Origin of the sequence: Simplicispira lacusdiani (genome assembly GCF_003604195.1) — a bacterium.
Taxonomy (GTDB): domain Bacteria; phylum Pseudomonadota; class Gammaproteobacteria; order Burkholderiales; family Burkholderiaceae_C; genus Simplicispira; species Simplicispira lacusdiani.
Genome location: NZ_QXGR01000006.1, coordinates 203,224 through 226,744 on the forward strand (window position 1 = coordinate 203,224; position 23,521 = coordinate 226,744).

General features: G+C 67.7%; 20 protein-coding genes and 1 tRNA gene. 17 read left to right on the forward strand and 4 right to left on the reverse strand.

The genetic code is table 11. The features are described 5' to 3' along the window. Positions 1–52: 52 nt before the first annotated feature. From D8S75_RS10495 to D8S75_RS10520, 6 genes are all read left to right on the forward strand, one after another. Entirely contained in the window at positions 53–682 is a 630-nt protein-coding gene (locus D8S75_RS10495) for a cation efflux transmembrane domain-containing protein (RefSeq protein WP_119966281.1), read from the forward strand. A gap of 12 nt (positions 683–694) precedes the next feature. Then, on the forward strand, positions 695–1,315 hold the full coding sequence (locus D8S75_RS10500; protein WP_119966282.1) for a hypothetical protein: 621 nt from the start codon (positions 695–697) through the stop codon (positions 1,313–1,315). A 98-nt stretch (positions 1,316–1,413) separates the two neighbouring features. Next, a complete protein-coding gene (locus D8S75_RS10505) occupies positions 1,414–2,034 on the forward strand; it encodes a YitT family protein (RefSeq protein WP_119966283.1) in 621 nt (206 codons plus the stop codon). Between the two features lie 131 nt (positions 2,035–2,165). Further along, the gene (locus tag D8S75_RS10510) at positions 2,166–2,693 is read left to right on the forward strand and encodes a DUF411 domain-containing protein (RefSeq protein WP_198673181.1); all 528 of its coding nucleotides are present in this window, start codon (positions 2,166–2,168) and stop codon (positions 2,691–2,693) included. After that, complete coding sequence (locus tag D8S75_RS10515; RefSeq protein ID WP_119966284.1) at positions 2,690–3,697, forward strand: P1 family peptidase; 1,008 nt, start codon at positions 2,690–2,692, stop codon at positions 3,695–3,697. Before D8S75_RS10510 ends, D8S75_RS10515 begins: the two co-directional genes overlap by 4 nt. 34 nt (positions 3,698–3,731) lie before the next feature. Then, complete coding sequence (locus D8S75_RS10520) at positions 3,732–5,057, forward strand: TAXI family TRAP transporter solute-binding subunit (RefSeq protein WP_119966285.1); 1,326 nt, start codon at positions 3,732–3,734, stop codon at positions 5,055–5,057. 36 nt (positions 5,058–5,093) lie between these two features. On the opposite strand, the gene D8S75_RS10525 is transcribed toward D8S75_RS10520, so the two are convergent. Both D8S75_RS10525 and ettA read right to left on the reverse strand, forming a co-directional pair. Next, a complete protein-coding gene (locus D8S75_RS10525) occupies positions 5,094–7,442 on the reverse strand; it encodes a DUF1631 family protein (RefSeq protein ID WP_119966286.1) in 2,349 nt (782 codons plus the stop codon). Between the two features lie 49 nt (positions 7,443–7,491). Then, positions 7,492–9,153, reverse strand: a complete 1,662-nt coding sequence (gene ettA, locus D8S75_RS10530) for an energy-dependent translational throttle protein EttA (RefSeq protein ID WP_119966287.1) — start codon at positions 9,151–9,153, stop codon at positions 7,492–7,494. Between the two features lie 253 nt (positions 9,154–9,406). Here ettA and D8S75_RS10535 point away from each other — a divergent pair, with 253 nt between their 5' ends. The 3 genes from D8S75_RS10535 (at position 9,407) to D8S75_RS10545 (ending at position 13,470) form a co-directional block, all read left to right on the forward strand. Further along, on the forward strand, positions 9,407–11,164 hold the full coding sequence (locus D8S75_RS10535) for a DEAD/DEAH box helicase (RefSeq protein ID WP_119966288.1): 1,758 nt from the start codon (positions 9,407–9,409) through the stop codon (positions 11,162–11,164). 278 nt (positions 11,165–11,442) lie between these two features. After that, on the forward strand, positions 11,443–13,287 hold the full coding sequence (locus D8S75_RS10540; RefSeq protein ID WP_119966289.1) for a M14 family zinc carboxypeptidase: 1,845 nt from the start codon (positions 11,443–11,445) through the stop codon (positions 13,285–13,287). 106 nt (positions 13,288–13,393) lie between these two features. Continuing rightward, positions 13,394–13,470: transfer RNA gene (locus D8S75_RS10545), tRNA-Arg, on the forward strand. Positions 13,471–14,099: 629 nt separating this feature from the next. Here the strand turns inward: D8S75_RS10545 and thpR are convergent. Continuing rightward, positions 14,100–14,612: an RNA 2',3'-cyclic phosphodiesterase gene (thpR, locus tag D8S75_RS10550; protein ID WP_157982630.1), complete on the reverse strand. Its 513-nt coding sequence runs from the start codon at positions 14,610–14,612 to the stop codon at positions 14,100–14,102. Between the two features lie 106 nt (positions 14,613–14,718). Here thpR and D8S75_RS10555 point away from each other — a divergent pair, with 106 nt between their 5' ends. Beyond that, positions 14,719–15,054, forward strand: a complete 336-nt coding sequence (locus D8S75_RS10555; RefSeq protein ID WP_157982631.1) for a hypothetical protein — start codon at positions 14,719–14,721, stop codon at positions 15,052–15,054. A gap of 441 nt (positions 15,055–15,495) precedes the next feature. Continuing rightward, on the forward strand, positions 15,496–16,251 hold the full coding sequence (locus D8S75_RS17450; RefSeq protein ID WP_157982632.1) for a hypothetical protein: 756 nt from the start codon (positions 15,496–15,498) through the stop codon (positions 16,249–16,251). 292 nt (positions 16,252–16,543) lie between these two features. Here the strand turns inward: D8S75_RS17450 and D8S75_RS10565 are convergent, their stop codons facing one another. After that, positions 16,544–17,503, reverse strand: a complete 960-nt coding sequence (locus D8S75_RS10565) for a MerR family transcriptional regulator (protein ID WP_119966293.1) — start codon at positions 17,501–17,503, stop codon at positions 16,544–16,546. Positions 17,504–17,684: 181 nt separating this feature from the next. Here D8S75_RS10565 and D8S75_RS10570 point away from each other — a divergent pair, with 181 nt between their 5' ends. The 6 genes from D8S75_RS10570 (at position 17,685) to D8S75_RS10595 (ending at position 23,511) form a co-directional block, all read left to right on the forward strand. Continuing rightward, the gene (locus D8S75_RS10570) at positions 17,685–18,986 is read left to right on the forward strand and encodes an NAD(P)/FAD-dependent oxidoreductase (RefSeq protein ID WP_119966294.1); all 1,302 of its coding nucleotides are present in this window, start codon (positions 17,685–17,687) and stop codon (positions 18,984–18,986) included. Beyond that, positions 18,983–19,795 carry a DUF1365 domain-containing protein gene (locus tag D8S75_RS10575; RefSeq protein WP_119966295.1) on the forward strand — a complete coding sequence of 271 codons (813 nt, stop codon included), beginning with the start codon at positions 18,983–18,985 and terminating at the stop codon, positions 19,793–19,795. Before D8S75_RS10570 ends, D8S75_RS10575 begins: the two co-directional genes overlap by 4 nt. A gap of 1 nt (position 19,796) precedes the next feature. Continuing rightward, positions 19,797–21,020: an SAM-dependent methyltransferase gene (locus D8S75_RS10580; RefSeq protein WP_119966296.1), complete on the forward strand. Its 1,224-nt coding sequence runs from the start codon at positions 19,797–19,799 to the stop codon at positions 21,018–21,020. A gap of 87 nt (positions 21,021–21,107) precedes the next feature. Next, positions 21,108–21,686, forward strand: a complete 579-nt coding sequence (locus D8S75_RS10585; RefSeq protein WP_232829012.1) for a chalcone isomerase family protein — start codon at positions 21,108–21,110, stop codon at positions 21,684–21,686. Then, complete coding sequence (locus D8S75_RS10590; RefSeq protein WP_119966297.1) at positions 21,683–22,978, forward strand: MFS transporter; 1,296 nt, start codon at positions 21,683–21,685, stop codon at positions 22,976–22,978. The genes D8S75_RS10585 and D8S75_RS10590 overlap by 4 nt, the downstream gene beginning before the upstream one ends. Continuing rightward, positions 22,975–23,511: a DUF3833 domain-containing protein gene (locus D8S75_RS10595; protein WP_119966298.1), complete on the forward strand. Its 537-nt coding sequence runs from the start codon at positions 22,975–22,977 to the stop codon at positions 23,509–23,511. Before D8S75_RS10590 ends, D8S75_RS10595 begins: the two co-directional genes overlap by 4 nt. Positions 23,512–23,521: the final 10 nt, after the last annotated feature.

A 23,521-nucleotide genomic window follows, 5' to 3' on the forward strand; every position in this document is an offset into this window, starting at 1 on the left:
GAGTGGCTTGAGGGTTTCCAATCATCCTACATTCACAACGTCCGGAGAAACCATGTCTGCCCATTGCCATGACGGCTGCCACAGCGCCCCCGCCAGCGCCGACCCGCGCTACCGCCGCATCCTGGTCTTCGCGCTCATCGTCAATGCCGCCATGTTCGCCGTCGAGCTGGGCGCCGGCATGCAGTCGGGCTCGGCCTCGCTGCTGGCGGACGCCATCGATTTCCTGGGCGATGCCGCCAACTACGGCGTTTCGCTCTGGGTCCTCGCCATGGCATTGGCCTGGCGCGCGCGCGCCGCGCTGCTCAAGGGCGCCAGCATGCTGGCGTTCGGCATCTTCGTGATCGGCCGCGTGGCCTGGGGGGCCTGGCAAGGCGTGCCGCCCGAGCCCTGGACCATGGGGGGCATCGGTTTCCTGGCCCTCGCGGCCAATCTCTCCGTGGCGGCGCTGCTCTACGCCTGGCGCGAGGGCGATGCCAACATGCGCGGCGTGTGGCTGTGCACCCGCAACGATGCCCTGGGCAATCTCGCCGTGGTGGCTGCCGCGGTGGGCGTTTTCGGCACCGGCACGGCCTGGCCCGACCTGGCCGTGGCGGCCATCATGGCGGGCTTGGCCATCCATGGCGGCTGGAGCGTGATCGGGCAGGCCCGGGGCGAACTGCAGGGGCTGGCGGCCCGGACTTGAACCCATCGGCACATGCGTATCCTGAGCGTTCTCAAATGGGGGCTTCTGCTCTGTGGAGCCTTTCTGGCCATCGAGGCCTGGCGCACGCGCGACGCCGGTCCGAAGCCATCCCTGCAGCGAGAGCAGGCAGTGCATGCCCTCGCGCAGGAGCCGGTCCAGACCCCGAGCCAGGCGGTGCCCTTCGCCGTGGGCGAGTACGAGTTGCGTCCGGTGGCGGACTTTTCCGTGCGGGCGCGCATCCTGGGGCGCGAGAACTACCGCGTGGGCCGCGAGGCGGACCTCTCGCCGCTCGACTTGGCGCTGGGCTGGAAGCGCATGGCCGATCCAGCCGTATACCAGGCCCTGAATATCACCCAGGGCGGGCGCTGGTACCGCTACTCGTGGAAGGACCAGCCGCCGATTCCGGTGCGGGAAATCATTGAATCCTCGGCCAACATGCACATGATCCCGGCCAGCGCGGCCGTGCGCCGGGCCCTCGATCGGGCTCGCGAGGGGCGCACCATCGAGCTCGTGGGCAAGCTGGTGGAGGTGCGCCACCCCAGCGGATGGCGCTGGAACAGCTCGCAGTCGCGCTCGGACAGTGGTGCCGGGGCGTGCGAGCTGGTCTATGTGGAGTCGGCCGTGGTCGAATGACCCGCGCGGCACGACCGGCCCCGAAAGCCCGGCGACAGCACGGTGCGGCACGGGCGTGGTCCAATCGGCATCCCTCGCGTCCGCTCGCCACACCGTCCATGAATCGCCCTCCCGCCCCGCACGCCCCCGTACCACATTCCGCCACAGAGGATGCGGTGGCCATCTTCACGGGCGTGCTGATGATTTCGGTCGGCGTGGCCTTCTTCACCAGTGCCGGGCTGCTCACGGGTGGCACGGCCGGCCTCGCCTTCCTGCTGCACTACGCCACGGGCATCGGTTTCGGCAAGATCTTCTTCGTGCTCAACCTGCCGTTCTACTGGCTGGCGCTGCGCAAGCTGGGGCGCGAGTTCACGCTCAAGACCTTCGCCGCCGTGCTGCTGCTCTCGCTGCTGACCGAACTGCAAGTGCAGTTTCTCGCGTTCACGCGCATCGAGCCGCTGTATGCGGCCATCGCGGGCGGGCTCATCACCGGCACGGGCTTCCTCGCGCTGTTCCGCCACCGCTGCAGCCTTGGCGGCGTGGGCATCGCGGCACTGTACCTGCAGGACCGCTACGGCTGGCGTGCCGGCAAGATCCAGATGGGCGTCGATTGCTGCATCGTGCTGCTGGCCCTGTGGACGGTGGAGCCGGTGCGCGTGGCCTGGTCCATCGCCGGGGCCGTGGCGCTGAACCTGGTGCTCGCCATGAACCACCGGCCCGGGCGCTACATGGTGGTCTGAGCCGGAACCATTGGCGCTGTCCCGGGCTCCCATGCAGGACTGTGCCGCACAATGCGCGGCGATCCGGTAACCTTGCCCCATCCGATGAACACCGCGCGCGGCACTGCACCGCTGCGCCACAGGAACTTGCCATGACCGCACCGCACGCCCTCCCCACCCCCATGCGCAGCCGCCGCCAGTGGCTGGCCGCCGCCCTGCCCTGGCTGGGCGTGGGCATCGCCGTGGCCGCCTTGCCGCCCCTGGCGCGCGCGACGGCTCCGCAGGGCACGCCCGTTGAAATGTGGAAAGACCCCAGTTGCGGCTGTTGCCAGGACTGGGTGGAGCACATGCAGGCCAACGGATTCACGTTCACGGTGCACGAAACCGGCAACACCGGCGCCCGGGCCCGCCTGGGCCTGCCGCAAAAGCTTGGCTCCTGCCACACCGCGCTCGTGGGCGGCTATGTGCTCGAAGGCCATGTTCCCGCCAGCGATGTGCGCAAGCTGCTGCAGCTCAAGCCCAAGGCCCTGGGACTGGCGGTGCCCGGCATGCCCGTGGGTTCGCCCGGAATGGACGGCGCCGTCTACGGCAACCGGCGCGACCCTTATGACGTCCTGCTCGTCGCCCGCGACGGCAGCACCAAGGTCTTCAGCTCCTACCACCGCAGCCCCAAGGCATGAGCCCCCACGCCCCCGATCCGGGCAGCATCACGCGCGTGGCGGGCATCGAGGTCGGCCACTACACCGACAGCCGCCGCCCCACGGGCTGCAGCGTGGTCATCGCCCGCGAAGGGGCCGTGGCCGGTGTCGATGTGCGCGGCGCGGCCCCGGGCACGCGCGAGACCGACCTGCTCGACCCCTGCAATCTCGTTGACAAGGTGCATGCCATCATGCTTTCCGGCGGCAGCGCCTGGGGCCTGGAGGCCGCCACGGGCGCCGTGCGCTGGCTGGAGGAACAAGGCGTGGGCCTGGACATCGGCGTGGGCCGGCTGCCCCTGGTGCCCTCGGCCGTGCTGTTCGACCTGATGGTGGGCGACATGCGCGTTCGCCCCGATGCCGCCGCCGGCCATGCCGCGTGCGCGGCGGCTTCGCTCGCCGATCCGCTGGAAGGCAACGTGGGCGCGGGCGCGGGCGCCAGCGTGGGCAAGATGTTCGGCATGGCGCGTGCCATGAAGGGGGGCATCGGCAGCGCCTCGGTCACCGTCGACGGCGTCACGGTGGGCGCGCTGATCGCCTGCAACGCCGTGGGCGACGTGCTCGACCCCGATACCGCCCGGCCCGTGGCCGGCGCCCGCACCGCCGATGGCCGCCGCCTGGCCGACACCCGGCGCGCACTGCTGCGCGGCGAACTCGCGCAATCCCTGCTGGCGGGCACCAACACCACCATCGGCGTGGTGGCCACCGACGCCACCATCAACAAGGCGCAGGCACACCGCCTGGCCGTGGCCGCGCACGACGGCCTGGCGCGCAGCATCAACCCCGTGCACACCCAGCTCGATGGCGACACCCTGTTCACCCTGGGCACGGGAAAGGCTGGCAAGAACCCCGGCATGCTGCTGCTGTGCGCCATGGCCGCGGAGGCCACGGCCCGCGCCACGCTGCGCGCGGTGCGGGCGGCGCGCGGCATCACCACGGCCGAAGGCCTGCATCTGCCGGCCATGACCGACCTGGACCAGGGCCAATGAGTGCGCAAAAATAGCGCGAACAGGCCCTGAAACCATGCCGCACGCCCTCCGCTCTGCCCTGCTCACGCTGCGCGACCTGATCGTTTCGGCCGGTCCGCTGGCCCTGCTTCCCGTGCTGCTGCTGGTCCTGGCCTACTGGTGGCTCAAGCCCACGCCGCCCCAGACCGTGGTGCTGGCTACCGGGCCCGCGCAAAGCGCCTACGAGGAGTTCGGCAAGCGCTACCAGAAGACCCTGGCAACCAACGGCATCCAGGTCCGGCTGCTGCCCAGCGAAGGCTCGCTGCACAACCTGCAACTGCTGCGCGAGGGCCAGGCCGACCTGGCCTTCGTGCAAGGCGGCACGGCCGTGCTGGAGCCCACGGACCACGACGGGTTGCGCTCGCTGGGCAGCCTGTTCGTCGAGCCGCTGTGGCTGTTCTACCGCGCGCAGTCCGCGTACCGTGTCCACCCCTCGGGCCGGCTGGACGGCCTGCACCAGTTGCGCGGCATGCGGGTGAACGTGGGCACCGCCGGCAGCGGCGTGCCCACTCTGATGGAGAAGCTCGTCGAGGCCAACCGCATGGAAGCCGGCGCGCTGAAGATTTCCCGCCTGGAGCAGACCCCGGCGACAGTGGCCTTCCTGGGCGGCGAGCTCGATGTGCTGGTGTTCGCCTCGGCTCCCGAATCGCCCATGGTGCAGATGCTGCTGCAGACGCCCGGCGTGCGGCTGATGGATTTCCCGCAGCACGAGGCCTATGGCCGGCGTTTCCCGTTCCTCTCGCCTGTCACGCTGCCCCGGGGCGTGGTGGACCTGGCCGGCAATGTGCCTGCCACGGATGTGCGGCTGGTGGCCTCCACCACCGCCTTGCTGGCGCGCGAGGGCACGCACCCCGCCCTGCTGCAGCTCTTCGCCCAGAATGCCCAGGCCCTGCACAGTGGCGCGGGCTGGTTCAACCGGGCACGCGAATTCCCCAACACGCGCCACAGCGAGCTGGAGATCGCGCCCGAGGCCGATCGCGCCATCAACGAACCCGTGCCCCTGCTGCAGCGCTACATGCCGTTCTGGCTGGCCAATCTGATCGAGCGCATGTGGATCGTGCTGGGCATCGTGATCGCCATCATGCTGCCGCTTTCGCGCATCGTGCCGCCCCTCTACCAGTTCCGGGTGCGCTCGCGCGTGTTCCGCTGGTACGGACGGTTGAGGGTGCTGGAGGAGGACATGGCTCTCGGCCGAATGCCGGCGAGTGGGCTGGCGCAAGCGCTGGACGAACTGGAGGCTCAGGTTTCCCGGGTGATCGTTCCGCTGGCCTATGCCGACGAGCTGTACGCCCTGCGCAACCATATCCAGCTGGTGCGCAAGAAGCTGCCTCCGGCCGCCTGATGCCGGCGCAAAGCCTCATGCCCACGCGGGCGCGGGTCAGCGGGTGGTTTTCTTGCCCGATGGCGGGCGCTTGACGCGGGCAGCGTCGGCGGCGCGCTCCCGGTCTGGCACGATGCGCAGGGCGCCTTCGGCCGCGAGCTTGTCGCGCATGCGCCGTGTCATCGACTGGGTACTGTTGTCGGCCGCCGTGAACAAGAACAGCGTCTTGTGCGGGCTGGTCCAGGTCAGTTGCGTGCGCATGACCTTGCCGTTGGACACCAGGTCGACCCAGGTGCCGATCAAGAAACCATCGTCCAGCTCCGACTTGGCCGCCTGGGCCAGGTCGGTTTCCAGGTCGACGTCCACCTGGGTCTGCGGCGGCTCGGCATCGGTGTCCTCGCCCGCCAGCGAATCGACGATTTCTTCGGCTTCTTCCCGTTCGGCGGACGACGCATCCAGCACCTGCTGGTGGAGATACACCAGCCGCTCGATGAAGGCATTGGTGCTGTCCTCGGGGTGGCCGATGGTGGCCAGCCCTTCGCGCAGCTTGTCCAGCATGCCGGGAATCGCATCCACCAGCTGCGCCAGATCGGCACCCACCATGGCGGGCTGAACGCTCCAGAACAGCTGAGGGACCAACGCCAGGAAGCCTCCCGGGTCTTCTTCGGCGCTGCCGTCGGGATTGTTGATCTGCGCCAGGGCCACCACGTCGGCCCAAGGACCCGCCGCGAAGTCCATGACATCCGCAGGCACATTGGCCACCCCTGGCAAGGCGCGGATGTTGGCGGCCGTCTTTTCCGCCAGCAACTCGCGCCGGTGGGTGTCATGCTGCGCCTTTTCCTCGGCTTCGCGCCGGGCCTGGATTTTTCGCTCTTGCGATTCCCATGCGGCATCGAGCGCCTTGAGCACGGCCTCGAAAGGCGCCCCATTGGTGATTTCGAGCTGCGAAAGATGGCTTACCGCCTGATCCACCAGGCGCATGAAGCGCTTGAACCGGGAAGAATCCTCGTTGGTGAAGGCCAGGCTGCGCTGCGTCAGCTCGTCCAGCAGGCGGCGCGCCGGATGGTTGCCGTCGCTGAAAAAGAGGGCGTCGTGGCGCACCAGCTTGCGGATGGCGGGCTCAAGGTTCTGCATGGCCCGCTGCATGGGCGGCAAAAGGCGCGCATCCTGGGAAATGTTCTCCATCATCCGGGCCACTACCTCGGCGGCCACGGCGGGCGAATCGACGGCGCTGCCATAAGCCACGCCATAGAGGCTGCGGGTGGATCCCTGAGCGCTTGGCGCATAGCCTGGTTGCCCACTGGGCATGTAACCCGGCTGGCCGCTGGGGACATAGCCTGGCTGGCCCTGCGCCAGGCGCCCCACCAGGCGTTCGAGTTGCGCGATGTCCTCCATGGCCTCGGAAACGGCCGCGCTCGGGTAGCCACCGCCGGCCGGTGGGGCGGCCCCCGGCGGCACGGCCATGCCGGGCTGCGGAGCGCGCATGGAATCGAAGGGATCACCGCTGCCCGCGAGCATCTGGCGCAGGATGCCGACGGTCAGCAGGGCTTCCTCGGCTTCCGCGGCGAGCATGCCGGGGCCTGGATCGCTCCAGCCCGAGCCCATGCCGGCGCGCCCATACATCGATGGGCTGCCGTAGCCCGTGGGGGGGGCGCCATACATGCCGCCACCGTAGCCGGTGCCGCCCGCGCCAGTCCAGCCGCTGTTGTAGCCGCCACCGTAACCGGTCTGGCCGCCACGGCCCAGGCCCGCCATGGCAGACATGCCATAGCCCACTGGCTGGATGCCCTGCTCGCGCAGACTCTGGATGGCGCGCTTGTAGACATCGACCAACTGCGTTCCCAGCAGATCGCGCATGTTCTGCATCCAGAGGTCACGCACCGGTGCCGCCACCCCGGTTTCGCCCACCACCTGCTGCAGCGCGCGGATGTAGTTCTCGGGCCGCAGGGGGTTGCGCTCGGGCTGCACGCGGTTGAAGCCCTGCGCCGCGCTGACGAGGCCGTTGAGCTCCGCCAGGACCGCGTCGGTGGCATGCAATGCCAACTGGTGGGCGCGCGAGAGTTCGACCTGCGCCTGCACCTCGTCGTCGTCGATCAGCGACAGCTCGCCGAAATCCAGCGTGGAAGATTCGCTCTGGCGCGGCTTGGCGGCCCCCGTGCCGTCGGCGAAGATCTCCAGCAAGGCCATGGGATAGGCCTTCACCATGGCGGCTTCGTGCTGGTTCAACTGCTGCAGCGCATCGCTGGCCAGATTGCGCCGAGCGATGTCGCGCAGCTCGGACTCCTGGCTCGACAAAGCACCGCGCGTGACCTTGATCAGCTGGGTGATGAGCGCCTCCCCCTCACGCACCGCGTTGACAACGCAGGCCCGGAAAACCGTTCTGGAACGAATGGCTGGGTGTTGCATGGCAGTGCGATGAAGAGTGGCGTCGGACCCCGTGGTGCCTATCGTACTGCTACTTCAGCGCCTTGAAACGCATGCGGTGCGGACGAGCGCCCTCCTCGCCCAGGCGTTTCTTCTTATCGGCTTCGTACTCCTGGTAGTTACCGTCAAAGAAGGTCCATTGGCTGTCGCCCTCGGCGGCCAGGATGTGGGTGGCGATGCGGTCGAGGAACCAGCGGTCGTGGCTGATGACCAGCACCGTGCCCGCGTATTCCAGCAGCGCGTCTTCCAGCGCGCGCAGGGTTTCCACGTCGAGGTCGTTGGAGGGTTCGTCGAGCAGCAGGACGTTGCCGCCCTGGATCAGCGTCTTGGCCAGGTGCAGGCGTCCGCGCTCGCCGCCCGAGAGCATGCCCACCTTCTTCTGCTGGTCGCCGCCGTTGAAGTTGAAGCGGCCGCAATAGGCACGGCTGGCCATCTGGAACTTGCCGATGTTGAGCATGTCCAGACCGCCCGAGACGTCTTCCCAAACGGTTTTTTCGTTGGCCAGCACGTCGCGGTGCTGGTCCACGAAGGCCATCTTGACGGTCTGGCCGATCACCACTTCGCCGCTGTCGGGCTGCTCCTTGCCGGCGATCAGCTTGAACAGCGTCGACTTACCGGCGCCGTTCGGGCCGATGATGCCGACGATGGCGCCCGCCGGGATGTTGAAGCTCAGGTTGTCGATCAGCAGGCGGTCGCCGAAGGACTTGCTGACGTTCTTGAACTCGATGACCTGGCTGCCCAGGCGGTCGGCCACAGGAATGAAGATTTCCTGCGTCTCGTTGCGCTTCTGGTATTCGTAATCGCTCAGTTCCTCGAAGCGCGCGATACGCGCCTTGCTCTTGGCCTGGCGGCCCTTGGCGTTCTGGCGCACCCACTCCAGTTCCTTCTTCAGGGCCTTGGCGCGGGCTTCCTCGCCCTTCTGCTCGGCCTCCAGGCGGTTCTGCTTCTGCAGCAGCCACTCGGAATAGTTGCCCTTGTAGGGAATGCCGTGGCCCCGGTCGAGTTCGAGAATCCACTCGGCCGCGTTGTCGAGGAAGTAGCGGTCGTGGGTGATGGCCACCACGGTGCCGGGGAAACGCTGCAGGAACTGCTCCAGCCAGTCCACCGATTCGGCGTCCAGGTGGTTGGTGGGTTCGTCGAGCAGCAGCATGTCGGGCTTGGACAGCAGCAGGCGGCACAGCGCGATGCGGCGCTTTTCACCACCCGAGAGCACGCCGACCTTGGCGTCCCAGGGCGGCAGGCGCAGCGCGTCGGCGGCGATCTCCAGTTGGTGCTCGGAGTCGGTGCCGGCCGTGGCGATGATGGCCTCCAGGCGCGCCTGCTCGGCGGCCAGGGCGTCAAAGTCGGCGTCCTCCTCGGCGTAGGCCGCGTACACCTCTTCCAGCTTGGCCTTGGCGGCGAAGACCTCGCCCATGGCCTCTTCCACGCTCTCGCGCACCGTGTGCTCGGGGTTGAGCTGCGGCTCCTGCGGCAGGTAACCGATCTTCAGGCCCGCCATGGGGATGGCCTCGCCCTCGATCTCCTTGTCCACGCCCGCCATGATCTTGAGCAGCGTGGACTTGCCCGAGCCGTTGAGGCCCAGCACACCGATCTTGGCACCGGGGAAAAAGGAGAGGGAAATGTCCTTCAAGATCTGCCGCTTGGGCGGCACGGTCTTGCTGACACGGTTCATGGAATAGACGTATTGGGCCATCTGTAGTGATCAAACCTGCAAAGCAAAAGGAGCGGAGGATTTCCGCGAACAAACCTCGATTATCGACTCATGCGACAATACCTGAAGTCGGGCACTCCAGTTGTGCGCGATATCAGCACTACGCTGGGGACGAAGCAAGCCTTTGCCGGCTCCCACCTTTGAACCTCGTCAGCCTGACACTGGCTCGGCAATCACCCATTACGGGAGTGCCGACAGGCCGACATCCAGCGCCCGGATGGGCGCATCCCGATCCATGACATTTGACGATCTGAACCTGGCTCCGGCCATCATGAAGGCTGTGCGCGAGCAAGGCTACGAACACCCCACCCCCATCCAGGCACAGGCCATTCCGGCCGTGCTGCAAGGCCAAGACCTGCTGGCCGGCGCCCAGACCGGCACCGGCAAGACCGCCGCCTTCACGCTGCCCATGCTGCAGCGCCTGTCGCAGGAATCCGCACCCAAGAGCAAGTTCGGCGGCAAGGGCGTGCGCGCCCTGGTACTCACGCCCACGCGCGAACTGGCCGCGCAGGTGGAAGAATCCGTGCGCCAGTACGGCAAGTACCTCGACCTCAACTCCACCGTCGTCTTCGGCGGCGTGGGCATGAACCCGCAGATCGACCGCATCAAGCGCGGCGTGGACATCCTGGTGGCCACCCCCGGCCGCCTGCTCGACCTGCAGCAGCAGGGCTTCCTGGACCTCTCCACCGTGGAAGTGCTAGTGCTCGACGAAGCCGACCGCATGCTCGACATGGGCTTCATCCACGATGTGAAGAAGATCCTGGCCCTGGTACCCAAGGACAAGCAGAGCCTGCTGTTCTCGGCCACCTTCAGCGACGAGATCCGCGATCTGGCTGCCACCCTGCTCAAGAACCCGCAGAGCATCCAGGTCACGCCGCGCAACACCACGGTGCAGCGCATCGCGCAGGTGATCCACCCCGTGGGCCGCAGCAAGAAGAAGCAGGTGCTGGCGCACATCATCCAGCAGCACAACTGGAGCCAGGTGCTGGTGTTCACGCGCACCAAGTTCGGCGCCAACAACGTGGCCGAATACCTCACCAAGAACGGCATCAACGCCATGGCGCTGCACGGCAACAAGAGCCAGAGCGCGCGCACCCAGGCCCTTTCGGGCTTCAAGAGCGGCGACATCCGCGCCCTGGTGGCCACCGACATCGCCGCGCGCGGCATCGACATCGACGACCTGCCGCACGTCGTGAACTACGAGATCCCCAACGTGCCCGAGGACTACGTGCACCGCATCGGCCGCACCGGCCGCGCCGGGCGCGAAGGCCAGGCCGTCAGCCTCGTCTGCATGGACGAGGAAGGCTTCATGATGGAGATCGAACGCTTCACCAAGCAAGAGATCCCGGTCCAGGTCCTCGAAGGCTTCGGCCCCGAGGACGGCGAAAAGGCCGAGCCCATCGCCATGGGCCGCCAGACCATCTGGGGCGGCGCCGGCAAGCCGCCCAGCCGCGACGTGATGCAGGCCGCCGCCAAGGCCGCCCGCACCGAGATGATGGAACGCATCCGCGCCAACAAGACCAGCCAGGGTGGCCGGGGCGGCAGCCGCTCGGCCGAAGGCCAGGGCGGTGGCGGTCAACGCAGCGGCGGTGGTGGCAATGGTGGCAACAACGGTGGTGGCCGCAACGCCTCGCGCGGTGGCGGCCAAGGCCAAGGCGGCGCTCCGCGCGGCCAGGCACCGGCGCGCAGCCGGCCCGCCGGCGGTGGCGGTGGTGGAAGCCACCGCTACGAGGACCAGCCGCCGCGCGACAACGCCCACCTGGGCACCCATGGCGGCCACAGCATGCCATCCAACCGCAGCTCCAGCCACTCGGGCCAGCCCGATCCCATGCGCACCAGCGTCGACAGCATGGCCGACCGTGGCCGCCGTGGCGGCGGCTCCCGCAATGGCGGTTATGGCGGCGGCGGTGGTGGTGGCTACGGTGGTGGCCGCAGCGGCGGTGGCGGCGGTTCGCGCGGCCCTGGCGGCTCGCGGGGCTCCTACGGCCGCTGACCCCTTGGGCCGCGCGGCACGGCCATCCACCCTGTTTTGGCATTAAAACGGCTTCCAGCGCCCGACGGGCAAGCGCCTCCAGCTATTAAAAATATAGCTTTTGGTGCCTTACCCGGCCCTGTGACGTGGCCGCAGGGCCACATCCTGAAGCACCAGGGCCACCGCCAGAAACCGGTGGCAACGGGCCGGCATGCGGTGTGCCGTTGCGCCGGGTAATATCGCGCCCTGGCCCGGTCCGGACCTCCCGGACACCCGGGGCCCCATCGGCTTATCGCACCATGACAATGCCCCTGCCCCACGGCGCCCCGGCGCACCACGACCCCCGCACCCCACAGGCCCACGGGCGCTGGCTGCTCTTGCCCGCATTGCTGGCCGCCGCCGTGCTGGCCGCCTGCAGCAGCACGCCGCTGCCGCCCTGGCCCGCCAAGGCGCCGGCCCCGCAACCCACGCGTGCCGCACCCGTGCCGCCGCCGCTGGGCACGCCGCAACCGGGACCCGTGGCCTCGCCCGTGCCGGCGCCGCTGCCAGCGCCCCGCGCGGTGGCCATGCCCACCGCGCCCCAGGTCGGCACGCTGCAGGATCTGCCCTACAGCGCCGCCGTGGCCGCCCGATTCCCGGACCCGGCCATCCGCTACAGCACGCCCGGCCTGGCGGACAACCGGCGCGCCTTCACCACCAACGCCGAAGTCGGTCAATGGCTGGACCAGTTGGCCCGCACGCCCGCGCCCGGCGGCACCGTGGCCGGCGTGCTGCAGTTGGGCCCTTCGCAGCGCGGCACGCCCATTCCGGCGCTGGTGCTCACCCGTGCCCGCGACATCCACCCCGACACCCTGATGGCCGGCAAGCGCCCCACGGTGCTGTTGATCGGACAGCAACATGGCGATGAACCCGCAGGCAGCGAGGCCTTGCTGGTGGTGGCCCAGGAACTTGCGCACGGCCTGCTGGAACCCCTGCTCGACCAGATCAACGTCGTCATCGTGCCCCGCGCCAACCCCGATGGCGCCGAGGCCGGCACCCGCGCGACCGCGAACGGCGTGGACATGAACCGCGACCACCTGCTGCTGAGCACCCCCGAGGCCCGCGCCCTGGCCGTTCTGGCGCGCGACTACCGCCCCATCCTCGTGCTCGACGCCCATGAATTCACCGTCGCCGGCCGCTACCTGCAGAAATTCAACGCCCTGCAGCGCCACGACGCGCTGCTGCAGTACGCCACCACCGGCAATGTCCACGAATTCCTGACCAAGGCCTCGAAGGAGTGGTACCACGAGCCCATGGTGCGCACCCTCAAGGCGCAGAACCTCAGCACCGAGTGGTACCACACCACCTCCACCCGGCCCGACGACCTGCGCATGTCCATGGGCGGCGTCCAGCCCGACACCGGGCGCAACGTCAATGGCCTGAAGAACGCCGTGAGCCTGCTGGTCGAGACACGCGGCATCGGCATCGGCCGCACGCACATCCAGCGCCGCGTGCACACGCAGATCACCGCCATCACCAGTGCCCTGCGCAGTACAGCGGAGCGCGCCGCCAGCCTGGAACAGGTGCGCTCCTTCGTGGCCCGCGACACCATCGCCAAGGCCTGCCGCGACCAGACCGTGGTGGAGGCGGCCCAAACCCCCGAGCAGCACGACCTGACCATGCTCGACCCCGAAACCGGCGCCGACCGCGTGCTGCGCGTGGACTGGAACTCCTCGCTCAAGCTGCGCACCCTCAAGCAGCGCGCGCGCCCCTGCGGCTACTGGCTGGCCGCCGAGGCCGGCGCCGCCGTGGAGCGGCTCAAGCTCCTGGGCCTGCAGGTGCTGCGGGTGGCCGAGCCCGGCTCGCTGCTGGCCGACACCTACCAGGAAACCGCGCGCGAAACCGGCTCCCGCCAGGACGTGCGCGGCCCCATGGCCGATGGCGGCGGCATCGTGCGCGCCCAGGTCGCGCTGGTGCGCAGCGCCATCGACGTGCCCGCCGGCAGCTACTACGTGCCGCTCAACCAGACCCTGGCGAACCTGGCGGTGGCCGCCCTGGAGCCCGACACGCAGAACAGCTACTTCGCCAACCGCGTGATCGAACGGCTCGAAGACTCCGCCCGCATCATGGGCACGCCCAGCCTGGTGTTCGAGGAAGCACAGTAACCCCGCCCAAGCCGCGCCGGCTCGCCATTCCGGGGCCCTGGTGCAGGTATGATCGAAGGCTTCGCCATCGAAGCGCATGCCCAGTGCCTGCGCGTCGATGCACCGGCTGCCCGTAGCTCAACTGGATAGAGCAATAGCCTTCTAAGCTATAGGTCGGGGGTTCGAGTCCCTCCGGGCAGGCCAGCCTTTTCTTCCCGCGCATCCAGCCCGCATCCTGCGGGCTTTTTCTTGGCTGATCCACCCTTGCGCCACTCCGGCGCCCGCGCAGTCTCTGAAGGGGGACGGCACCACCCGCCTTGGCCCATCCGGCGCCGCGCAATGGGCGCAAGTCGTTGTACGCGCCGCCCTGCTCGCCCGATCCGCCCAAGGACTGAATTTTTAATGAAATCAGCCTCTATCCCTTTGCAGGAAAGCGCTGGCAGCTATCAAATCAGAAGCATCAAAAGCCATGGGGAGCCGCGTCTGACACAGGGCGGTGTCCACCCCGCCACGGGCTAGCACAAAAAGCACCCGAAAACGGCCGTGAAGCGCACTTATGCACAAAATTTATGTTGCACCACAGCATGATGCACTGCCGGGATTTTCATCGAACAGCGGACAGAAGACTTCCGTAAGTCATTGATTTTCAATGGGTTGCCGGTTTGCTTGAATCTTGGGCATTTCAATCAACTCCTTGTGGCACATGGCTTTTGGCTTGCGCGGCAGAAGTTCTCAACAATGTTATCCACAGAAATCTGGGATAAGTACCCTATTCACTTTGTATTCAAGGGCTTACAACCGTTTTTGCCTGCGAAACATCAAGTCGCGATGCACTATCCGCCATAGCGGCGGAGCACCTGGTAGCGCGCCGCCCCGTCGCCCGTCGAAACGGCCAGTACATAACTATCGGCCCGCCATTCCACGGGCTGGAACGCCGTGGGTGCTCGTGCCGCATCGGCGTGGCGCGCCAGCGTGACATGGGGGCGGAACGGGCGCGCCTCGATGGCCACGCCCTGCGGCCGCAGCACCCCGGCGAGCCGGTCGTGAAGCTGGCGCAAAGGCAAGGGAAGCCGCGTGGCCTCCAGCACGGCCAGCCCCCGGTGCCACAGCGCCGGCTGGTCGAACCGCAGCGTGAACGGTTCCATGCCCACATCCACCCCGGCCGCGAGCACCGGCACCTGCGCGGCCGGCACGGGCCCGATGAAATGCAGCGTGACATGCCAATCCGGCGGCGCATACCGCGCGCAACCGGGCGGCCAAGTCCAGCCGGCGGCATGATCGGCCAACTGCTGGCGGGTGGCGGCGTCGGGCCAGAGAGCGAGGAACAGGCGCAGGCGTGGCGGCATGGATCGTTCGGGATTCCGTCGGAGTTTGACAGCGTGGCGGAACACGGCACACTGCACCCGAAGGCACAGCGCGCCCACCACACTACACCCACAAGGAGCTTTCGACATGACCGCACCGACAGCCCCCCACGATGTGCCACGCCTGTCCGGCATGGCGTTCAAGGAGGCATGGGACTGGAGCTACCCACCCGCAGTGGAATCCACCGATGTGCTGCGCGTGAACTACGACATCCACGCCGTGGGCCGCGACGGCCTGTATCTGGTGGAAGAGATCGGCCACAGCGGCGTGGCCTGGCGCGGCTGCCGCCGCTACCGCACCAACCCCATCACCGGAGGACTGGAGCTGGACGCCTCGGGCACCGGCGAGTGGGTGGACGCATCAGTGGCCTCCACATGGCGCATCGCCGGCCGGGTGGAACGGGTGTACCGGCCCGTGGTCTGAGCAGAGGCCCGGTGATGATGGCGCATGCCTGCTGCTGGCAGCGGCAGACGCGTGTTCCTGTCGTTTCCTTCCGTCAGTCCAATACTTAACGCCCATCGAGCCTGAAAAATGACCGGCAGGAATCGACCCTGAGCCGCCGTTGAGAAGCGTCACCCGGAAGCTGCCTTTGATTTGCTGCCCGCTGGCTCACAGTCACCAATGTGCTGTTGGAAATCTCTGTCTCTGCCTACTGGCAAGCTATAGTTTGCCGAGTTGACGCGTGCCAAGTTTCGCAGAACTTTTATACCTGGATTTTTGAACAGACCATCCTCTGCAAACCTATGCTGTAAGCCACTTCAAGAAGAAATCAGTGTCCAGAATATCCCGCAGGTTTTGCGAGATACATCACGTTAGACTTTCTGAATACGCTAAAGCAGCAACTATAGGCAATCAAGAGATTACATGCTAATAGACCGCTTTCTCTTCTCTGCAAATTGGCTTCTTTTCGCGCTGACAGGCCTCTACGCGTACAGCATGCTCTTGCATCCGTGGCTTAAGGGAGGCTGGAAGTACGTACACGCAGTTTGGTACGACTGGCAATCCCTTAACGTTGGCATTCTTGCATTTCTCGCAAGCGTAATTGCCTTCAATATTTCAAGACATCACGCAGCACAACAACGGAGACGCGAGCTTGTAGCAGCACGTTCCTTCTTGCCAGAGTCACTTAGCGAGCTCTCTGAATACCTTCGAAGATGCAGTGTAGTTTTGTGTTCAGCATACTCAGGCACCAAACAGACTCATGCGCAACTCTCCCAAGATCAGCTTCCACGCCTCCCCAGCGGGTACAAAGAAATTTTCAGCCGCTGCATATCTTTAGCGGATAAAGAACTAGCAGAACACCTTTCCTACATTCTCGCCTGCCTGCAGATTCATCACGCCAGAATTAGCTCATTGCTCGAAGAGCAAAGGCCAAATTCTCGGTTCGTTGTGACTCGCCACAATGTGTTGACGTACATCTATAGACTCGGTGAGTTGCAAGCGCTCGTCAACAACACCTTCGACTATGCAAGAGGCGAAAAGGAGTTCATTGCAAAGCCGCTAGATTTCAGTTCCTACAAAACCGCTTATGCAAACTTGGGCACCCATCTGCACAATATCGATGATCTCGAAGATTTCACGAAACATGCGATTGAGCGAAATGCCAAACAGAACATCTGAGTTGGCGGGGCGGTCTCAAATCTGAAGTGCAACATCCTGCCTCCGCGCCCCAGCCTAAATAGGCGGTCAAGCGGACGCCAACAAGGGCCATGCCTTCGGCATCTTCATGTCTCTTATCGGTGCCCTCCGCCCTATCGGGCTCCGGCGCCGCTTACCTTGGGCGTTGAACGTCCTCTTTCATCTGCCGCCACAGGCCGCTCCTGGCCGCCAGAAGCCAAACGCGGCACCGATCATCCGTTGGCGGCCATCGCGCCCGACTCCGGGATTGGAATCAACATAACCCGCACCAGGTTCACGCCGTTTCCCGCCACTGCGCCACCAGGCGCCGCAGCTCCGACAGGGGTTGCACGGCCGTGATGCCATCGAGCGGCTTCTGGTAGAGCGCGCTGCAGGCTCCGCCCACCCACAGCGCCACCGATCCCGGCAATTGCGCGCGCAAGCTGCGCAGGCTGGGGAGCACGTTCGACCCGTTCTGCACGTTGGTGAAGCTCAGGGCCACCACATCGGCGCGATGGGCCTGGGCGGCCTGCACCACGTCGCCCAGCGGTGTCTGGGTGCCCAGCGAAATGCAGGCGCAGCCCTCCAGGGCCAGCAAGGCCTCCACCATCAGCAAGCCCAGGCCGTGCTGCTCTTGCGGCAAGGTGGTCAGCAGCACCCGGGGGCCGCCGGGGCCGGGCGGCGTGGTCAGCGAGGCGATGGCGTTGCGCATCACGCCGGTCAGCACCTCGGTGAACAGGTGCTCCTCGAACACCTCGAAACGGCCCTGCGCCCAGGCCTGCCCCACGGCCGTGGTCAGCGGGGCCACCAGCTCCGTGACGAAGGCCGCCAGGCCCATGCCGAGCTGGGCACGGACGAGGGCATGGCGCAGCGCCACAGGGTCGCTCGCGCTGATGGTGTCCAGCAGCTCCTGCAGCAAGGCGTCGTGCTCGCGCGCGGGTTCGCGGGGCTCCGTGCCGCTGGCGGTGTTCACCCCCCGGGGCGGCAGGTTCGCCAGTTGCTCCTGCAGCGCTTCGTTGTCCAGCCCCACCACCTTGCCGGGACGCAGGCCGGCATCGAGCAGCCGGCCGATGAGCTGGAGCCGCTGGACCTGCTCGGGCGGATAGCGCCGGTCGCCCGCCGCGTCGCGCAGCGGTTGCGGGAACCCGTAGCGCTTTTCCCAGGCCCGCAAGGTGTCCTTGGCCAGTCCGGTTTCCTTTTCGACGGCGGCGATGGGCAACGCCGAGGAAAGCTCGTCCAGCGTGTCCTTGGTCATGGCCTGCCCTCCCGGTGCATGGAATCCGAAGGGACGGAAAGGGTCTTGATTGTCATGGACAAAATGTGGTTATTGCGAGAATTGTCTAAGACAAACATAATTTTGTCTAATCAATTCTGCCGGTACGGGAATGGGGTGGCAGCCTGCCATTGTTTCCTGGGGCCGCATTGGAGCACTAGCCATGAAGATCGCAGTCATCGGGTCGGGGGTTTCGGGCCTGGCAGCCGCCCACCGCTTGCGGGGGGAAGCACGGGTGAGCCTTTTCGAGGCCGGCAGCTATTTTGGCGGGCATGCCCACACCGTGGATGTCACCCTGCCCGACACGCAGGGGGGCCAGGTCACGCATGGCGTGGACACGGGCTTCCTCGTCTTTAACGAGCGCACCTATCCGGGGCTGATCGCCCTGTTCGCGGAGCTGGGCGTGCCCACGGCGCGCTCGGACATGTCTTTTTCCGTGCAGGTGCCGGGGGCTGGGCTTGGGGGCGGGGTGCTGGAATGGAGCGGTTCCAGCCTGGCAACGGTGTTCGCCCAGCGCCGCAACCTGCTGCGCCCGCGCTTCTGGGGCATGCTGCAGGAGCTGCTGCGCTTCAACCGCTTGTGCACGGCGATTGCCGAATCGGGGGAGGAAGGCGCGCTGCAGCAGCCGTTGGGTGAATTCCTCACCCACCATGGCTTTGGCGCTGCCTTCCGCGACTGGTACTTCCTGCCCATGCTGGGCTGCATCTGGAGCTGCCCGACCGACCAGATGCTGCGCTTTCCGGTGGCGACCATGATCCGCTTCTGCCACAACCACGGTCTGATCCAGGTGAACGACCGGCCGCAGTGGTGGACCGTGGCCGGCGGTTCGCGGCGGTATGTGGAGAAGATCCTCCACGGCCTGGACACCCGGCTGGCGCAGCCGGTGCAGCGCATCGTGCGCGACGCGGCTGGCGTGCAGATCCACGCCGAGGGCCGAACCGAGCGCTTTGATGCCGTGGTGCTGGCCGTGCACAGCGACCAGGCTTTGCGCCTGCTGGCCCAGCCCACCGCGCAGGAGGCGGCAGTGCTTGGCGCCATCCGCTACCAGCCCAACCGCGCCGTGCTGCACACCGACACCCGCGTGATGCCGCAACGCCGCGCCGCCTGGGCGGCCTGGAACTACGAGCGCGCGGCGGATGCGGGCAGCGAGGCCGCGCGCGTGTGCCTGCACTACTGGATCAACCGCCTGCAACCGCTGCCGTTCGCCCAGCCGGTGCTGGTGTCGCTCAACCCGACGCGCGAGCCCGAGGCGGCGCGGGTGCTGGCCGAGTTTGAATACGACCACCCAGTGTTCGACCTGCCCGCCATCGCGGCCCAGGCGCGCGTGCCGCAGTTGCAGGGGGTGCGGCACACCTGGTACTGCGGTGCCTGGACGGGCTACGGCTTTCACGAGGACGGCCTGCAATCGGGCTACCGCGCGGCGGACGCGCTCCTGGCGCAACTGCGCCGCCGGGAGGCCGCATGAGCGCTGCCGCCGCTGAACGCCCCGTGGCGCACATCGGCTTTGGCCATGTGTGGCACGAGCGGCTGCGCCCGCGCCGGCACCGCTTCTGCGTGCCCACGTTCTTCCTGCTGCTGCCCATGCGCACGCTGCGCGACGATCCCGGCGCGGCGGGCGCGCTGGCCTGCAACCGGCCGGGCGCCCTGGCCTGGCGCGATGCCGACCATGGCGATGGCCGGTGCCCCGAGCACGGCGGCGCGCTCGCCTGGCTGGAGGAGGTGCTGCGCGGCGAGGGCATCGACGATGCACGGGGCGAGGTCTGGCTGCAGTGCTACCCGCGCGTGTGGGGCTACAGCTTCAAGCCGGTGAGCTTCTGGTACTGCCACCGCCACGATGGCAGCCTGCGCGCCATCGTGGCGGAGGTCAACAACACCTTCGGCGAACGGCATGCCTACGTGCTCGACCACGCCGTGTACGGCCAGACGCTGCAGGCGCGCAAGGTGTTCCATGTGTCGCCCTTCTGCCCGGTGGAGGGGGGCTACCACTTCGAGTTCCGCCGTGGCGGCCCACGAGGGTTGCCGTCGGCCCGGGCGCGCATTGACTACCACGACGCCCAGGGGCCGCTGCTGCGGACCGGGCTGGCCGGGCGCTTGCAGCCCCTCACCCCGGCCGCCCGCAGGCGGGCGCTGTGGCGCTATCCGCTCATGACCCTGGGCGTGATCGCCCGCATCCACTGGCATGCGCTGCTGCTGTGGTTGAAGCACGCGCCTTTCCACGCCAAGCCGATGCCTCCGGCGCGGCCCGTGTCCCGCTCTTCTTCGCAAGGTTACTGAGATGAACACCACCACCATCTGCCCCCCCGCCGCGCTGTTGCCCACCGATGTTCCCGCCGCCGCGCGCAGCGGCCTGCGGCTGCTGCAACGCCTGCACCATGGCAGGCTGCAACTGGAGCTGCCCGACGGCCGTGTCCTGCACCTGGGCAGTGGCGCGCACCCCGTGGCCAGCATGCGGCTGCACAACTGGAAGGTGTTCGGCGCCGTGCTGCGCTCGGGCGATATCGGACTGGCGGAAACCTATGTCGCGCAGGACTGGAGCACGCCGCACCTGGCCGACCTGCTGCGCCTGCTGCTGGCCAACCGCGACGCGCTGGAGTCGCTGGTCTATGGCGTCTGGTGGGAGCGGCTGGCGCACCGCCTGCGCCACCTGCTCAACCGCAACACGCGCACAGGCAGCCGCCGCAACATCCACGCGCACTATGACCTGGGCAACGCGTTCTATGGCCTGTGGCTGGACCCGAGCATGAACTATTCCTCGGCCTGGTTCCAGGGCGACCTGCAGGGCGATCTCACCCAGGCGCAGCATGCCAAGGTGCGCCGGGCCCTGCACAGCGCCGGGGTGCGGCCGGGCAGCCGTGTGCTGGAGATCGGCTGCGGCTGGGGTGCGCTGGCCGAGATGGCGGCGGGCGAATGCCAGGCACAGGTGACCGGCGTGACCCTGTCCACCGAACAGCTCGCGTTCGCCCGGGCGCGCCTGCAGGCCGTCGGCCTGCAGGCGCGCGCCGACCTGCGCCTGCAGGACTACCGCGACATCCGGGACGAGCCCTTCGACGCCATCTGCTCGATCGAGATGGTGGAAGCCGTCGGGCAGGAATACTGGCCCGACTACTTTCGCGCGCTGCAACGCCTGCTCAAGCCGGGCGGCAGGGCCTGCGTGCAAAGCATCGTGATCGACGACGCGCTGTTCGACCGCTACGTGCAGGGATCGGATTTCATCCAGCAGTACATCTTTCCGGGTGGCTGCCTGCCGAGCCCGGCGCGCTTCCGGGCCGCCGCGCAACAGGCCGGTCTGCGCGTGGAGCAGGAGTTCGCCTTCGGCCGCGACTATGCCGAAACCCTGCGCCGCTGGCACCAGCGCTTTGCGCAGCAGCGCGCCCAGGTGCTAATGCAGGGCTTTGACCAGCGCTTTATCCACCTGTGGGAGTTCTACCTGGCGTATTGCGAGGCGGCGTTCGATGCGCGGAGCATCGACGTGGTGCAGTACACCCTGGTCAAGGACTAGGGCCTGTTCATGCATGGCAATCATGTCGTGAAAATGCTCAAAAACCATAGCATCTCGCGCTTGCTGCATATGCCATGGAGCCGTTTTTTGCTTGAAAAACCCTGGCGCCATGCCGCTGCGCTTTGGGCCGTGCTGGCGCTGCTGCTGGCCCCGCAGTGGGCAGTGGCCTCGGGTACGCTGGCGCCACCGGCCCCCGTGCAACAGGCACTGGCCTCGGCCACGCTGGCGGGCGAGGGGCAGATGCGCTTCTGGGGCCTGCGCATTTACGACGCCCGGCTGTGGGTGCAGCCACGGTTTGAGCCCTCGGCGTTCGACCGCCTGCCCCTGGCCCTGGAACTGACCTACCACCGCGCCTTCAGCGGCGCGGCGATCGCGCAGCGCTCGATCGAGGAAATCCAGCGCCAGGTGCCTCTGTCGTCCGAGCAGTCCGAACGGTGGCAGCGCACCCTGAGCCGCTGGATTCCCGACGTGCAGCCCGGTGACCGGCTGACCGGCCTGTACCAGCCCGGCAGCGGCATGCGCCTGTGGCTGGGCGAGCGCGATCTGGGCGTGGTCCACGACGCGGAGCTGGCGCGCTTGTTCTTCGGCATCTGGCTGTCGCCGCGCACGTCGGAGCCGGGGTTGCGCGGCGCCCTGCTCGGGCGCGTGGTGGAGCGTGCGCCATGACGTCGCCGGCAGCCGCCCTGCCCTGGCGTGCCGGGCTGGCCTACGGCCTGCTGGGGATGCCGCTGGCCTTTGCCGCCCTGCCGCTGTATGTGGTGCTACCCCACCACTACGCGCGCGGCCTGGGGCTGTCGCTCGCCACGGTGGGCGCCCTGCTGATGGTGGTGCGCCTGATCGACGCCGTGGCCGAGCCGCTGCTGGGGCGCCTGAGCGATGCCTTGTATGCCCGCTCCTTGCGCGCCGTGCTCGGCGTGATGGGGGTATCGGCCCTGGCGCAGGTGCTGGGCATGTCGGGGCTGTTCCATCCGCTGGTGCAGGGCGAAGCCGCATTGGCGGCCTGGATGGTGGCCGGGCTGCTGCTGACCTGCCTGGCGCACAGCCAGTTGCTGATCGCCCACCAGGCCTGGGGCGTGCGCCTGGGAGGCGACCCGCTGCAGCGCGGCCGCATCGTCGCCTGGCGCGAAGGCCTGGGCCTGCTCGGTGTGATCGCGGCCTCGGGGCTGTCGGTGGCCTGGGGCACGGGGCCCATGCTCGCCACACAGGCGCTCGCGCTGGTTCTGGGCTGGCTGGCGCTGCGGCGGGCACCAGCGCCGCTGCCGGGCCCGGCATCCCCAGCCACCCGTGCGGCCACCTGGCAGCCCTTGCGCACGGCGGATTTCCGCCGCCTGCTGGCGGTCTATCTGTGCAACGGGATCGCCAGCGCGGTGCCGGCATCGCTGATGCTGTTCTTCGCGCAGGACCGGCTGGAGGCCAGCGATGCGCAGATCGCGTTGTGCCTGGCGCTGTATTTCCTGTGCGGCGCGGCGTCCATGCCCGGCTGGCTGTTGCTGGTGCGGCGCATCGGGCTGCAACGCGCCTGGCTCGCCGGCATGTTGCTGGCCGTGGCCTGCTTTGGCTGGACGGCCGGGCTGACGCGCGGCGAGACCGGGTCCTTTCTGCTGATCTGCGCGTTCACTGGCGTGGCGCTGGGGGCCGATCTGGCGCTGCCCGGCGCCCTGCTCGCGCTGCTGATCGAGCGCCAAGGCGCCCAGGGTCGCAACGACGGCGCCTACCTGGGCTGGTGGAACCTCGCCACCAAGCTGAACCTGGCGCTGGCCGCGGGTGCCGCGCTGCCGCTGCTGCAATGGGCCGGCTACGAGCCCGGCACCCAGGACCCGCAGGCTCTTGCGCACCTGGCCTGGGCCTACGCCCTGCTGCCCTGCGCCCTCAAGCTGTTGGCGGCCGCGCTGCTGTATGCCCTGCTGATCCGCCGCGAAACCCACATACCGGCCCCCACGAAAGGAATCACCCCATGACCACACGCCGCCTCGTGATGCTGGCCGCCCTGGGCGGTGCCGCCGGCCTGATGGGCTGCGCCAGCCCGCAGCCATCGCAGTACGCGCAGGAACGTCCGCTGCTCGAACTGGACCGCTACTTCAACGGCCGCGTGCGGGCCCATGGCATTTTCCAGAAGCGCGGCGGCGAGGTGGTGCGGCGCTTCACGGTGGTGATGGACTGCCACTGGGAAGGCAACCAGGGCGTGCTGGACGAGCGCTTCACCTATGCCGATGGCAGTACCGAGCGCCGCGTCTGGCGGCTGACCAAGCACGCGGACGGCCGCTACACCGGCCGCGCCGACGACGTGGTGGGCGAGGCCCGTGGGCAGACTGCCGGCAACGCCTTCCGCTGGAACTACACCCTGCGCCTGCCCGTGGACGGCACCGTGTACGAGGTGCAGTTCGACGACTGGATGTTCCTGATCGACGACCGCGTCATGCTCAACCGCGCCACCATGAGCAAGTTCGGCATCCGGCTGGGCGAGGTGCTGCTGTCCTTCACCAAGGAATGAACACGGGAAC